This window comes from Salinicola sp. DM10, from assembly GCF_017306975.2.
In the GTDB taxonomy this organism is placed as follows: domain Bacteria; phylum Pseudomonadota; class Gammaproteobacteria; order Pseudomonadales; family Halomonadaceae; genus Salinicola.
This window is the reverse complement of record NZ_JAFLEN020000006.1, coordinates 146,559-160,719: the sequence shown is the minus strand read 5'-3', so window position 1 is coordinate 160,719 and position 14,161 is coordinate 146,559. Positions and strand designations below refer to the sequence as shown.

The following is a 14,161-nucleotide window of genomic DNA, read 5'->3' as shown; positions in this document are numbered from 1 at the left end:
TCTTTGCCGCGTACCCTGCGCTTGTGGATCGCACAAGGGAACGCTAATGAACGCAATGACTCGTCATCTCTGTCTCGCTGCCGTCGCCGTGGCCACCGCACTGCCGAGCAGCGCCGCCCTCGCCTATGGCGCCGGCGACTGGTTCACTCACTTCGGTGTGGCCAAGGTCTCGCCCAAGGACGACAACGGCCGCTTCGATGCCCTGGACATCGATGTCGACGTCCAGGACAAGAGCGACTTCGCCTTTACCCTGGGCTACCGCTTCCATGACAACTTCGGGGTGGAACTGCTGGCGGCGGCACCGTTCAAGCACGATATCAACCTGAACAGCAGCGAAGGCGCCTCGATCAAGCATCTGCCGCCGACGCTGACGCTGCAGTACTACCCGCTCGGCGGCACCGACGCCTGGGTCCAGCCCTATGTCGGCGCGGGTCTCAACTACACCCACTTTTCCGACGAAAAGATCGACGTGCCCGGCGCCAGTCTCGACCTGGACGACTCCTGGGGCGCCGCCGGGCAGTTGGGGGTCGATCTTTTGATCGACGACCACTGGTCGCTCAACGCCGCCGCCTGGTATCTGGATATCGACTCCGACGCCACCGCCAAGGTCGGCGGGCAGTCCTACGACACCACCCTGCATATCGACCCTTGGGTGGTCATGGCGGGCCTCGGCTACCGCTTCTAGGCCACCATTTTTTCCAGCCGCCGGCCAGCAGCGCCGGCGGTCCGATCTTCTCAGGGAGCTCCCACTCTCTCCTTGGCCACCCGTGCGGTGGCTTTTTTTCGTCTGCCCCAGGCCGCTGGCCAGCACTAGACAAACGTCGTAGTCGATGCAATACTTCGCAGACTAACTTTTAGATTGCTTTTTCGCGTCTTTTCGAGACATCGACGACGGGCCCGGGTGTGTACACACGCCCGGGCGCTGGTGCTTTTATGACACGCATTCCCGCCGACCACTGGCTGCTCGCCCTGCGTACCGTGCTCGCCGTCTGGCTGGCGCTGTTCCTGGCCATGCGCCTGGATCTCTATCAGCCCGCCTGGGCGATCCTGGCGGTGATGATCGTGACCTTGCAGCCGGTCATGTTCACCGGCGGCACACCGCCCATCGGCATCATCATCGGGCGCGGCGTGGCGCGGCTGTTCGGCACCCTGTTCGGGGCCATCGTCGGGCTGGTGCTGATCTCGCTGTTCGGCCAGCAGCCAATGCTCTATCTCCTGTTCGCCGGCGGCTGGCTGACCTTCTGCATGTACTGGGTGATGCTCGAGCAGGACGAGTATCTCGGCTACGTGATGATGCTCAGCGGCTATACCGCGACCTTGGTCTCGCTGACCGCCATCGGCACCGGGGTCGATCAGATATGGCATGTGGCCCAGGCGCGCTTCAGCGAGACCGCCCTGGGCATCGGCTGTGCGCTGCTGACGCATATCGCCATCGCGCCGCGCTTCGGCAGCCGTGCGCTGCCGCAGACGCTCTCCGAGTTTCTCGCCGAGGGCGCCCGCGACACCCTCGACGTGCTGGCGCAGCCGCGCCCGCGGGGGCTGCGCGACAGCCAGTTCAAGCGCCTGCTGGGCCACTACCAGCAGTTCCAGAAGCTGCGCGGGCTGACCCGCCTGGAGACCCGGCGGCTGAGCCACTTCATCCCCGCGCTGGACCGCTTCGCTAGCGACAGCCTGGCGCTGATCACCGCGATCCGCGAGCTGGAAACCGCGCTGGACTATCTGCGCGCCTGCGACGATGGCCAGCGCTGGCTGTCACCGCTGCTCGATCAGGCCCTGCCAGTGCTCGAGCGTACCGCCGCCGAGCCCGCCGCCGAGCCGGGCGAGCCGCCGGTGCTGGGGGCATTCGACTGGGACCCCGAGCAGGTCTCGCCGCGCAGTCGTGCCCGCGCCGAGCTGGTGCGCCAGCGCCTGGGCGAAGTGCTCGATCTGCTCCACCACGGCCAGCGCCTGCGCCACGCCCTGACCGCCCCCGATTCGGCACGGATCGAGACGCTGCCGCGAAAACGGCGTTCGCGCACCACCCACAACGAGCACTTCGTGGCGCGCTACAACGCCCTGCGCGTGTTCGTCGCCTTCGAGCTGCTGGGGCTCTACTGGATCCACAGCGGCTGGCACTCGGGCTACCTGGCGATGATGCTGCTGGGGGTCTTCACCATGCTCTTTGCCAAGGCGCCCAACCCCGCGGCGGTGGTCTACCAGTTCCTGTGGGGGTCGCTGGCGGCGGTGGTGCTCGGCGGTGTGCTGCTGTTCCTGGTGCTGCCGGTGATCAACGGCTTCCCGCTGCTGGCCCTGGCAGTGGCGGTACCGGTGACCATCGGCACCCTGCTGACGCCGCACCCGCGCTGGTCGGCGATGGGGCTGGCTGGTGCGATCACCATGATGACCCTGCTCAATCTCAATTCGACCTATACCTTCGCCCCGGCGCGCTATATCAACGGCGGGGTGGCCTCGATCATCGGCACCCTGGTGGCCATGGTCACCTACTCGGTGATGCGCCAGCGTTCACCCGCCGAACGTATCCGTACCTTGATGGCAGCCTACTGGCAGGGGCTTGCGCGGCTGCTCGGTGAGCGTAGCCAGCCCAGCCGCGCGCGTCTGGAGAGCCGCCTCTACGACCGCCTCGGCCGTTTGGTGGCGCTGGGCGGTAGCGATACGGCGCTGCGCGAGGCGATCGACCTCCACGCCTTGGCGCTGTGCGTATGGCGTATTCGCCGCCTGGGCCCGGAGCTGGACACACACCGTGAGGCAATCGAGACGTGGCTGGCGGGCATCGGCACTCGCCTGCTGGCGCGCCAGCGCCACGACCCGGCGGTCTGGCGCCAGCTCGCCGACGAGGCGATTTCCTGGGTCGAGCGGCTCTACCACGAGACCCGCCTGCCCATCGCCAGCATCGGCGAGATCGCCATGCTCGGGCACCTGATGCGTACAGCCCCAGGGGTTACGCTGGAACAGGGCGACCCCCTGGCGCCGGGGCCGCAGGGCGTCGTCCAGGAAGATGCACGGGAAGATGCAGAGGAAAACCCGGTGACGGCACACAACGCCGCCACGCGCGAGCGCGAGCCTGAGCCCAGCGAGGCGGACGCGGAGACCGACGAGGCAGATACCGCGCCGGATGAGCCAGACACAGACGTGAACGAGACAGACACCGGCTCGGACGAGCCAGAGACGGGAGATGACACCCATGTTCGCTGAGTGGTCGTTCCTCGGCTTTCTGCTGCCCCCGCTGGCGCTGCCGGTGCTGCTGGCGCTGGCGCTCTACCTATTGATCCGCCGACTGTTCGTGCGCTGGCGGCTCTACCACTGGCTGTGGCAACCGGTGCTGGCCGATATCGCGATCTTCGCGCTGCTGCTGTGGGCGGTGCTTGCGCTCAGCGGCGCGCTGCCGATCGCGCGCTGACCCCGGTGTCGCTTATCGCTCAGCGCTACCGGCATGGATGTAACACCACACTCGTTCGACAACAACAGACTGCCTGAGACCCAGACAAGAGACACCATGACCATGACCCACCGACTCCGCCGGGCGATCCGCCTGGCTCTGACGCTGCTACTGGTGGCGGCGGCCCTGGTCGCCGTAGCAGAGATCTGGAACCACTACATGCACGACCCGTGGACTCGCGACGGCCGCATCCGCGCCGACGTCATCCATCTCGGTACCGACGTGGCGGGGCTGGTCGACGATCTCGAGGTTCACGACAACCAGCGGGTGGCCAAGGGCGACGTGCTCTTCACCATCGACAAGCGCCGCTACCAGCTCGCGCTCGACGATGCCCGCGCCAATCTGCACCGTCTGCAGCAGCAGCGCGACGAGGCCCAGGCCGCCAGCGGCCGGCGCCAGCGGTTGAAGAACTATGTCTCCCAGGAGGACAAGGACAACGCCCGCTTCACGCTGTCGACCGCCCAGGCCGCGGTCGAGCAGGCCAAGGTCGAGGTGGCCAGGGCCGAACTCGACCTGGAGCGGGCCACCGTACGCGCCCCGGTGGATGGCTATGTCACCAACCTGCTGCTGCGCCCGGGGCAGTATGTCGGTGTGGGTGCCGACACCCTCACCCTGGTCGATGCCGACAGCTTCTACGCCCTGGGCTACTTCGAGGAGACCAAGCTCGACAGCATCGAGATCGGCGAGCCGGCGCGGGTCCAGCTGCTGGCCAACGATCGCCCGATCTGGGGCCATGTCGACAGCTTCGCCCGCGGCATCAGCGACAGCAGCCTGAGCAATCAGAACGGCGGGCTGGCCTCGGTCAACGCCTCCTTCGACTGGGTGCGCCTGTCGCAGCGCATTCCGGTACGCATCGCCCTCGACGACATTCCGCCGGGGACCAAGCTCTCCGCCGGGCTCACCGCCACCATCTACATCGGCGGCGATCGCGCCGAGCACGAGCAGCAGCCCGATTGGTGGGTGTCGGTGAAGCGGTGGTGGGAGAATCTGATCAGCGTGTGAAAAGCGCGCGCCGGCGATAACGCCGGCGCGGGTCGGGAGGTGTCAGGCGCCGGCCATCACTCGAAGTAGCTGAAGGTCTCGCCTGGCTTGATGTCGAGCAGCGCATGGTAGATCAGCTCGATCACGTGCTCGACGTCCTGCTTGTGGACCATCTCCACCGTGGTGTGCATATAGCGCAGCGGCAGCGAGATCAGCGCCGAAGCCACCCCTGAGTTGGAGTAGGCGAAGGCGTCGGTATCGGTGCCGGTGGCGCGCGAACGCGGCAGCCGCTGGAACGGGATCTTCTGCGCGGTGGCGACCTGGATCAGGCGCTCGCGCAGCTTGTTCTGGATCGCCGGGGCGTAGCAGATCACCGGGCCATCGCCGATCTTGTTGGCGCCTTCGCGCTTGGGTTCGATCATCGGCGTCGAGGTGTCGTGGCTGACATCGGTGACGATCGCCACGTTCGGCTTCAACCGCTCGGCGATCATCTCCGCCCCGCGCAGCCCGACCTCCTCCTGCACCGCGTTGACGATATACAGGCCGAAATCGAGCGTCTGCTTGCGCGCCTTCAGCAGCCGCGCGACTTCCGCGATCATGAAACCGCCGATGCGATTGTCGATCGCACGGCAGACGAGCTTGTCGCCATTGAGCACGAAGAACTCGTCCGGGTAGGTGATCACGCAGCCGACGTGCACGCCCAGCGCCTCAACCTCGTCCTTGGTGCTGGCACCGACATCGATGAAGATGTTGTCCAGCTCCGGCGGCTTCTCCTGCGGCCCCTGGCGCCGGGTATGGATCGCCGGCCAGCCGAATACACCGGGCACGATGCCGTTGTCGGTATGGATGTTGACCCGCTTGGAGGGGGCGATCTGATGGTCGCTGCCGCCGTTGCGGATGACGTAGATCAGGCCGTTGTCGGTGATGTAGTTGACGTACCAGGAGATCTCGTCGGCGTGGCCCTCGATCACCACCTTGTACTCGGCGTCGGGGTTGATCACGCCCACCGCGGTGCCGTAGGTGTCGGTGATGAACTCATCCACGTAGGGACGCAGATACTCCATCCACAGCTTCTGACCTTCCCACTCGTAGCCGGTGGGCGAGGCGTTGTTGAGATAGCGCTCGAGGAACGCCATCGCCTGATCGTCGAGCGGCTTGCCGCCGCTGCGCGTGCGTTTCGGCGTCTTGGCCCTAGTGTTCTTGCTGGAACTAGCGCTCTTGCTGGAACCAGCGCTCTTGCCGGTAGTCTTGCTCATGCCACCTTCCTGACGGGTGTCTGTCGTGAAGAAGAAGAGTCCTCGTTCAGCTTAGCAGTGCCCGCGCCCGAATGGGCAGCGCCAGTGCATGGCGCAAGCTACGCTGGGTAGACCCGATGGCCGGCGGCTGTGCCGCGCCACCCCCCAGGATGGACAGGAGCCGACAGGATGTCTCAACCGCCGCTGCGCCACCACGGCCGCTTCCCCTACCGCCCGATCACCGACCGCGACCCCGCGCACTGGCCCGGCGAGACGCGTCTGGCGGTCTATCTCGGCTTCAATCTGGAGCACTACGCCTTCGGCGAGGGGCGCGGCGTGGGCATCGCCCCGCCCGCCCCGGAGGGTGAGCCGGACGTACTCAACTACGCCTGGCGTGAGTATGGCAACCGGGTCGGCGCCTGGCGCTGTCTGGAACTGTTCGAGTCGCTCGCGCTGCCGGCGGGAGTGATCGCCAATACCGCGCTGCTCGACCACTGCCCCGAGCTGATCGAGGCTTTCGCCGCGCGCGGCGACGAGATCATCGCCCATGGCCATACCAACGCCGAGCGCCAGGGCCAGCTCGAGCAAGCCGCCGAACGCCGCCTGATCGACGAGTGCCGCCAGCGCCTGGCGGCCCATCTGGGCCAGGCGCCGAGCGGCTGGCTGTCACCCTGGATCTCGGAGAGCGAGCACACCCCGGATCTGCTCGCCGAGGCGGGTTTCGACTACGTCCTCAACTGGGCCCATGACGAGCGCCCGACCGCCATGCGCACCACCCGGGGCACGCTGTGGTCGATCCCCTATCCGCAGGAGGTCAACGACATACCCACCATCTCCACCCACCGGGTGAGCATGCAGGAGTTCTGCACCATGATCCGCGATCAGTTCCTGGAGCTGCTGGCGCAGTCGCAGCAGCAGCGGCTGGTGATGGGGATCGCCCTGCACCCCTGGCTGGTGGGCCAGCCGTTTCGCCTGCGCCAGCTGCGCGAAGTGCTCACCGAGCTGGCCGGCTACCGTGAAGCCGAGGGCGTGTGGTGGACCACCCCCGGCGCCATCGCCCGCCAGGTGCAGGCAGAAACGGCCAGCGCTAGCCGCGAGTGAGCCCCGGGTTAGCCTCGCAGGAGCGCCGAATGAGCCTCGGACACCCTCACAGCGTCATCGCGGCGATCCAGCCGAACACCAGCAGCGGCACGTTGTAGTGCAGGAAGGTGGGCACCACGCTGTCCCAGATGTGGTCGTGCTGGCCATCGGCATTGAGCCCCGCGGTCGGCCCCAGGGTCGAGTCGGAGGCCGGCGAGCCGGCGTCGCCCAGCGCCGCCGCGGTGCCCACCAGGGCGATCGTGGCCAGCGGCGAGAAGCCGAAGTTGAGCGCCAACGGCACGTAGAGCGAGGCGATGATCGGAATGGTCGAGAACGACGAGCCGATACCCATGGTGATGAACAGCCCCACCAGCAGCATGATCAGCGCCGCCAGCCCCTTGTGGTCACCGATCAGCGCGGTGGAGCTGCCGACCAGGCTGTCGACCGCGCCGGTCGCCTGCATCACGCTGGCGAAGCCGCCGGCGGCGATCATGATGAAGCCGACCAGCGCCATCATGCGCATGCCTTCGGTGAAGACACTGTCCTGCTCGTGCCAGCGGAAAACCCCGGTGAGCGCGAGCACGGCGAAGCCAAACAGCCCGCCCAGCACCATCGAGTCAGTATAGAGCTGCACCAGCACCGTGCCCACCAGGGCGACGATCAGCAGCAGTTTCTGCCACAGCGCCAGACCGCCGGCGCTGGCCGCCGGATGGTGTTCATCGGCCGGGCTCTCGCCGACATAGGGCAGGTCCTCGTAGTGGCGCTTGCGGCGGTAGCTGAAGAACACCGCGGTGAGCAGCCCCAGTGCCATGCCGCCAATGGGAATCGCCATGGCCAGCGGCACCTGCGACGCCTGCACCTCGAGCCCGTAAGCGGCGCCGCTGGCGTTGACGTTGCTGAGCAGAATGTCGTTGAGGAAGATCGCCCCGAACCCCACCGGCAGCAGCATATAGGGCGCGGTAATACCGAAGGTGATCACGCAGGCCACCGCGCGGCGGTCCAGCTCGAGCCGGTTCATCAGCCCCAGCAGCGGCGGCACCAGAATGGGGATGAAGGCGATATGCACCGGGATCAGGTTCTGCGAACTGATCGCCGCCAGCAGCAGACAGCCCAGCAGCCCCAGGATCACGCTGCGCCGTGACGGACCGCTGCCATCCAGCGCCAGCTTGCCCACCGCCCGGTGAGAGAGCCACTGGGTGATGCCGGAGCGCGACAGCGCCACCGCGAACGCCCCCAGCACCGCGTAGGAGAGCGCCACCGTAGCGCCACCGCCCAACCCATCGTTGAACGCGGAGAGGATCGTCTCCAGCGGCAAACCGGCATACCAGCCGCCAACCAGTGCTGCCACGATCAACGCGAAGACCACCGGTATCCGGGCCAGACTCAACGTGACCATCACCAGGATGGCCAGAACCACTGCATTCATGCGTCGCCTCGACTCTTTGCTTCATGACGCCGGCGCCTGCGGCCGACCCTGCGCGCGAAGCCGCCGATGATATCGCCACAGCCCGCGAACGCCAGGGAAAAGCGGAATTTTCCTGCTCTCCCGGCCCCCCCCCCAACGTCAGGGCCAACCGGGGTCACAGGGCGCGCCCACTGCCCTCAGGATGAAGAGATGTCGACAATGGCGGCGAACACGCAGCCATAAGCGAGAAAACGGGAGGTATTGGGCGCCAGGTGCCCCGCCGCTGCGTGGCGCCGGTCTAGACCCACACCGCCAGACGCAAGCAGGGCGGCCATCGGGCCGCCCTGCGTCATGGTGTCCGGCGGATATCCGCCGCCCGAGGCGTCGTTCAGCCCGCCTGGTTGGGGTGCGCCGGGTACTGGCGCTCGTCCGGCGCCGGCGGGAAGTACTGATAGAGCCAGGTCTCGCTGACCGTCTTGCCGTCGGCGTTGAGGGTCAGGCGCATGTTGATCGGGTCGGTGGAGTCGCTGGTCGGATACCAGTCGAACTGGATACGGAAGGCGTCGACCTCCTCCACCCACAGGATCTCGACCTGTTCGACCTTGCCTTCGGGCACATCGAGCTGGGCATGCACCGGAATCCCGTCGTCATAGAAGTGCTTGAGCTCGCCGCCGATGAAGTCGACCGCGATCCGCTGCGCCCACACCTTGGGGTAGTGCTCGCCCGGCGCCCACCCTTCGGGGAAGCCACCGATACCGGTGAAGGTCTTGCGCACCCGTGCCAGGTCGCTCTGCACCGGCGGCAGCGCGCTCCAGTAGAGCTTGTAGCCGTAACTGAAGGTCTCGCCGGGCTGCACCGGCTTGGCCGGTTTCCAGAACGCCACCACGTTGTCCATGGTCTCGCCGGTGGTGGGGATCTCCAGCATCTGGATCTCGCCCTTGCCCCAGTTGCCCTTGGGCTCGACCCACAGGCTCGGACGCGCGTGGTAGTTGCCGACGATATCTTCGTAGCTCTCGAAGTCGTGATCCGTCTGCAGCAGCCCGAAGCCCTTGGGGCTGTCGTCGTCGAAGGTGTTGAACTGCAGCCGCGGCGGATTGTTGAGCGGCCGGCACACCCACTCGCCGTTGCCGCGCCACATCGATAGGCGGTCGGAGTCGTGGATCTGCGGGTGGAAGGTCAGGCACATGTCGCGCTGCTGGGTGCCGCAGCTGAACATGCTGGTCATCGGCGAGATGCCGAGCTGGGCGATCGTCTCGCGCGGATAGAGATGCTTGTCGATCTCCATCACCACGCGGGTCTCTTCGCAGTGGATGATGAAGCGGTAGGCCCCGGCGAGGCTCGGCGAATCGAGCAGCGCATAGGCGGTGAAGGTGGTACTGCCCGGCTTCGGCGTCTCGAACCAGAAGCGGGTGAAAGCGGGGAACTCCTCGCGCTCACCGTCGGTATAGGTGTTGACCGCCACGCCGCGTGCCGACAGCCCGTACTGATAGGTGTCGTCGACCGCGCGGAAGTAGCTGGCGCCGAGGAACGAGACGATGTCGCGCTGGGTCAGCGAGGGCGCCTTGAACACACGGAAGCCGGCGAAGCCGAGATCGCCCTGGCCCTCGAGCTGGGAGACGTCGACATCCGCCTTGCTGTAATCGAACAGCTCCGGGCGGAAGTGGATCTCCTTGGCCTGCTGCGTCTGCGGGTCGATCGAGTACATCCGCACCGGCTGATTGAAGGCCATGCCGACATGGAAGAACTGGATATCCAGCGGCCCCTTCATGTCGTGCCACAGCGAATGGGCCGGATCGTAGCCGATGGCGTTGTACTGCTGCGGGGTGAGGTTGGCCAGCGTCGGCGGCAGCTTCTCGACCGTGCTCTGGTAGGGCTTTGCCGCCAGCGAGCCGGCGTACTCCTTGAGCCAGTCGAAACTGAACGCCTGCGACTTGCCATCGGCGATACCGCTGGAGGCCTTTGCCGCCGCGAACAGTGGCGCCGAAGGCACGCCATACCAGGCCGCCAGCGCGATGGCGCTTTTCAGTACACTTCTACGATCCATGAACACCCCATCCTTTTTCGTCTCGAGTCCGACCGCGGTGGACCAACGATTGGCAGCATACCCGATCGTCGCGCGCCGGGCTGCATCGATAAAATCTCATGATAAGACGCTGGCCGGGCGGATGGGTTCCCGGGCAGAGCCGGTCTTGGCGCGGCGTCGATGGCAAGCCGGCACACGTGGCGACTCAAGCGGGGGAAGTGAGAGAAGCGCGGGGTGATCGCGAGAAGCAGCACGGATGGCCGGCGTCAGGGCGACGCCGGCCAGCGCCGCGCGAAGGCGTGCGGCTCAGTCGCCGAGGCCGGCGGAGAGCGAAGGCTGCACCACCTCGATCCAGTAGCCGTCCGGGTCCTTGACGAACACCACGTTGGGCATCTTGCCTTCGTCGGCACGCTTCTTGAACTCGACGTCGTTGGCGTCGAACCAGCGCTCGGCGGCGGCCAGATCCGGCACCGCGAAGCAGATATGGCCAAAGCCCTGGGGCTCGGCGTTACCGTCGTGATAGCTGAGTTCGGGGTCGTTCTCGCTACCCCAGTTGTGGGTCAGCTCGAGCACGCCCTTCTGCGAGAAGGTGTAGGCGGTGCGCTCGGCATCATCCTCCGGCACCTCTCCGGCCTCGGCGTGGCCGAGGAAGTAGAGCGTGAACTGCATCTCCGGGAAGTCGAGCTTGCGCAGCAGGCGCATGCCGAACACTCGGGTGTAGAACGCCAGCGAGACCTTGGGGTCCTTGGCCCGCAGCATGGTGTGGTTGAACACGAAACCCTGGCTCTCGGCGGTGGCGGGCTCGACGCCCGGCACCTGGTCTTCGGCGATACTCATGAGCACTCTCCTCCTGTGTATGATCGATGATGAGGCACCTGCGTCGCGGCCAGGCTGAATGCCGTTTGCGACGACGGCCTTTAATGCTCGAAAGCCTATAGTCTTGAAAATCTATAGCCTTGCAGGCTTGTCGTAGAGAGATGGGGGGCATGTCCCGGCGTCTCAACCGGGCAGGGGCAATGCTCTGTTGCCTGCCCGCCGCCTACTCTACACTTCTGACAAACCGGCGCGAGACGAGTTGGCATGGCGACACCCGTAATACGCTGTTCTGCGATGGGCCCGAGAGGGGTATCCATCAAGGCCCCTTTCCAACGCTTGGGATGGCTGCTGCTGTGCAGCCTGCTGCTAGTTGCCGGCTGCAGCACCCAGAAAGCGATCGTGACCCGTGACAGCGGCCCGGCGATCGATGGCGACAACCTCTCGATCTCGCGCATCCTGGTGATGGCCGCGGCCAAGGATGCCCTCGGCACGCCCTACCGCTGGGGGGGCAGCACCCCCGCCGGCTACGACTGCTCGGGCCTGGTGCAGATGGCCTACGCCAAGATCGGCGTGCAGCTGCCACGCACCTCCAACGAGCAGTACCACGCCCTGCCCGAGATCGACGTCGCCCGCCCCGGCGACCTGCTGTTCTTCGGCGGCGGCAACCGCGCCACCCATGTCGGCATCTACATGGGCCACCGCCAGATGATCCACGCCCCCGGCAGCGGGCGCACGGTAACGGTCTCATCCTTGGACGTACGCTACTGGCGCCAGCACTATCTGGGAGCGGCGGCCCCGGCCGACTGACCCGGCTCGCCGCGGCGCCAGCGCTGGCGATCCTGCTGCGCCGAGAGCCCGAAGCAGCGCCGATATTCGCGACTGAACTGGGACAGGCTGGCGTAGCCCACGCGCTGCGCCGCCAGCGTCACCTCCAGATCCTCGCCCAGCAGTAACCGCCGCGCCTCCTGCAACCGCAGCCGCTTCTGATACTGCAGCGGGCTCATCGCCGTGAGCGCCTTGAAGTGATAATGAAAGGCGGAGACGCTCATATGCACACCAGCGGCCAGCTCGGCGATCGTCAACGGCTCGGCGTAGCCCTCGCGCAGCCGGCGCACCGCTGCCGCCACCCGATGGGCATGGCTCTCCTGACTAGCGATCTGGGCCAGCCGCGCTCCCTGCTCGCCGCGCAGCAAGCGGTAGAAGATCTCGCGCCGCAGCATTGGTGCCAGTACCGGGATGTCCGCCGGCGTCTCGAGCAGCCGCAGCAAGCGCACGCAGGCCTCCAGCAGCGGCGTTTCCAGTGCGCTCACACTGAGCCCGCCCGCGGTCTCGCGAGCGGCGATGGCGGGCAGGCCGGGGTCACGCAGCAGCTCGCCGATGCACTCGAGATCCAGATCCAGGCGCAACCCCAGATAGGGGCGTTCACGGCTGGCCTGGGTGACCTCGGCCAGCACCGGCATATCCACCGCGGCGAGCAGGCTGTGCATGGGGTCGTACTCGAACAGCGCCTCGCCCACCGCCAGCCGCTTGGCCCCCTGGGCGATCACGCTGAAGACCGGGTCATGAATGACGTGGCGTGGCGGCTGCGGCGCGTCGAGCCGGTTGATACAGAGCCCGGGGATCGCCGTGGGCAACTTGCCCTGGCGCCCGCGGGTCAGACGATCGAGCAACTCGACCAGCTCCTGACGCAGCGCCCGGGCATTCGCCGCGGTCCCCTCCTGGCGTACCGGCGCCGCCAACTCACCTATCCGATAAAGCTGCACGGCCCCGCCCTCCTCTCTGTCGCGCCGGCCCAGCTTACGCCAAGCCGACAGCCGGCGCGGCGGCTATCAAGACGACAAAGAGTTTTGAGCAAATATCCGACCGGATCGAGCCAGTCACCGCACCCGGCCTTGACCATACTGTGGTGACACCGGCGACGCTCGACGCCGGCCTTTCACCCGCGTTTCAGGAGCTCTCCCATGCGTTACAGCAAGCTCGGCAACACCGGCCTATTCGTCTCTGAACTCTGTCTCGGCACCATGACTTTCGGCGGCGACGGCGACATGTGGCGCCAGATCGGCGATCTGCAGCAGGCGGACGCGGACAAGCTGGTCGGCCGCGCGCTGGACGCCGGCATCAACTTCATCGATACCGCCGACGTCTACTCCCAGGGCCAGTCCGAGGTGATCACCGGCCAGGCGCTCAAGAACCTCGGCGTGGCACGTGACGACGTGGTGGTGGCGACCAAGGTCTTCGGCCCCACCGGCACCAATGACCCCTACCGCTCGACCGGCGTCAACAATCGTGGCGCTTCGCGCTATCACATCATGGAAGGGGTCAAGGCGAGCCTGAAGCGGCTGCAGCTCGAGCATATCGACCTCTACCAGATTCATGGATTCGACCCCGCCACGCCGATCGAGGAGACCGTGCGCGCCCTGCACACCCTGGTCGAGCATGGCCACGTGCGCTATGTCGGCGTCTCCAACTGGGCAGCCTGGCAGATCATGAAGGCGCTGGGGATCGCCCAGCGCAACGGCTGGCACCGCTTCGAGTCGCTGCAGGCCTACTACACCGTGGCTGGGCGCGATCTGGAGCGCGAGCTGATCCCCCTGCTCGAGAGCGAGGATCTGGGGCTGATGGTGTGGAGCCCGCTGGCGGGTGGGCTACTCAGCGGCAAGTACAGCCGTGACGGCGAAGCCCAGGCAGGCGACCGCCGCGCCAGCTTCGACTTCCCGCCGGTCGACCGCGAACGCGGCTTCGACTGCATCGACACCATGCGCGAGATCGCCGACGCCAAGGGCGTCTCGGTGGCCCAGATCGCCCTGGCCTGGCTGCTGCACCAGCCCCGCGTGACCAGCGTGATCGTCGGCGCCAAGCGGCTCGATCAGCTCGACGACAACATCGCCTCGACCGGGGTCACGCTGAGCGACGACGAACTGGCGCGGCTCGACCAGGTCAGCGCGCTGCCCGCCGAGTACCCAGGCTGGATGCTCGAGCGCCAGGGCGACTACCGCCGCGAGCAGCTGCGCCAGGCACGCAAGCGCTGATACCGCGTCGAATCCTGCGCAGGGCTTGAGAAACGCCTGCAGCGCTACCACTTCAGACAGAGAACGACATCCCAGGCCGGCGCCATCGCCCGGGGTGTCGGGCATGTCGTTAGCGCCAGCGGTTGTTTCACACGTCCCCGGCGCTACGTCATGATG

Annotated in this window: 12 protein-coding genes; 7 read left to right on the top strand and 5 right to left on the bottom strand. The window is 66.6% G+C overall.

The window, feature by feature from the left end:
- Nucleotides 1–55: 55 nt before the first annotated feature.
- The 4 genes from J0A90_RS17265 to J0A90_RS17250 all read left to right on the top strand — a co-directional run bounded on the left by J0A90_RS17265 (nt 56) and on the right by J0A90_RS17250 (nt 4,438).
- Entirely contained in the window at nt 56–685 is a 630-nt protein-coding gene (locus tag J0A90_RS17265) for an OmpW family protein (RefSeq protein WP_207034026.1), read from the top strand.
- A 248-nt stretch (nt 686–933) separates the two neighbouring features.
- Nucleotides 934–3,192, top strand: a complete 2,259-nt coding sequence (locus J0A90_RS17260; protein WP_207033965.1) for an FUSC family protein — start codon at nt 934–936, stop codon at nt 3,190–3,192.
- Nucleotides 3,182–3,397 carry a DUF1656 domain-containing protein gene (locus tag J0A90_RS17255; protein WP_035475058.1) on the top strand — a complete coding sequence of 72 codons (216 nt, stop codon included), beginning with the start codon at nt 3,182–3,184 and terminating at the stop codon, nt 3,395–3,397. The genes J0A90_RS17260 and J0A90_RS17255 overlap by 11 nt, the downstream gene beginning before the upstream one ends.
- Nucleotides 3,398–3,499: 102 nt before the next feature.
- Nucleotides 3,500–4,438, top strand: a complete 939-nt coding sequence (locus J0A90_RS17250) for an efflux RND transporter periplasmic adaptor subunit (RefSeq protein WP_207033963.1) — start codon at nt 3,500–3,502, stop codon at nt 4,436–4,438.
- A 56-nt stretch (nt 4,439–4,494) separates the two neighbouring features.
- Here J0A90_RS17250 and J0A90_RS17245 read toward each other — a convergent pair whose 3' ends face one another.
- Nucleotides 4,495–5,673, bottom strand: a complete 1,179-nt coding sequence (locus tag J0A90_RS17245; protein WP_207033961.1) for a M42 family metallopeptidase — start codon at nt 5,671–5,673, stop codon at nt 4,495–4,497.
- Between the two features lie 168 nt (nt 5,674–5,841).
- Here J0A90_RS17245 and J0A90_RS17240 point away from each other — a divergent pair, with 168 nt between their 5' ends.
- The gene (locus J0A90_RS17240; protein WP_207033959.1) at nt 5,842–6,753 is read left to right on the top strand and encodes a polysaccharide deacetylase family protein; all 912 of its coding nucleotides are present in this window, start codon (nt 5,842–5,844) and stop codon (nt 6,751–6,753) included.
- Nucleotides 6,754–6,799: 46 nt separating this feature from the next.
- Here J0A90_RS17240 and J0A90_RS17235 read toward each other — a convergent pair whose 3' ends face one another.
- The 3 genes from J0A90_RS17235 to gloA form a co-directional block, all read right to left on the bottom strand.
- On the bottom strand, nt 6,800–8,158 hold the full coding sequence (locus J0A90_RS17235) for a Na+/H+ antiporter family protein (RefSeq protein WP_207033957.1): 1,359 nt from the start codon (nt 8,156–8,158) through the stop codon (nt 6,800–6,802).
- A 367-nt stretch (nt 8,159–8,525) separates the two neighbouring features.
- Nucleotides 8,526–10,181, bottom strand: coding sequence for a glucan biosynthesis protein (locus tag J0A90_RS17230; RefSeq protein ID WP_207033955.1), 1,656 nt, complete (start codon nt 10,179–10,181; stop codon nt 8,526–8,528).
- A gap of 285 nt (nt 10,182–10,466) precedes the next feature.
- A complete protein-coding gene (gene gloA, locus J0A90_RS17225) occupies nt 10,467–10,997 on the bottom strand; it encodes a lactoylglutathione lyase (protein WP_207033953.1) in 531 nt (176 codons plus the stop codon).
- 315 nt (nt 10,998–11,312) lie between these two features.
- Between gloA and J0A90_RS17220 the strand changes: the two genes are divergently transcribed.
- Nucleotides 11,313–11,783, top strand: coding sequence for a C40 family peptidase (locus tag J0A90_RS17220; RefSeq protein ID WP_233076901.1), 471 nt, complete (start codon nt 11,313–11,315; stop codon nt 11,781–11,783).
- Here J0A90_RS17220 and J0A90_RS17215 read toward each other — a convergent pair.
- Nucleotides 11,753–12,739: an AraC family transcriptional regulator gene (locus J0A90_RS17215; protein WP_207033951.1), complete on the bottom strand. Its 987-nt coding sequence runs from the start codon at nt 12,737–12,739 to the stop codon at nt 11,753–11,755. The genes J0A90_RS17220 and J0A90_RS17215 overlap by 31 nt on opposite strands.
- Before the next feature lie 198 nt (nt 12,740–12,937).
- Here J0A90_RS17215 and J0A90_RS17210 point away from each other — a divergent pair, with 198 nt between their 5' ends.
- Entirely contained in the window at nt 12,938–14,005 is a 1,068-nt protein-coding gene (locus J0A90_RS17210; protein ID WP_207033949.1) for an aldo/keto reductase, read from the top strand.
- The last annotated feature ends 156 nt before the right edge of the window (nt 14,006–14,161 follow it).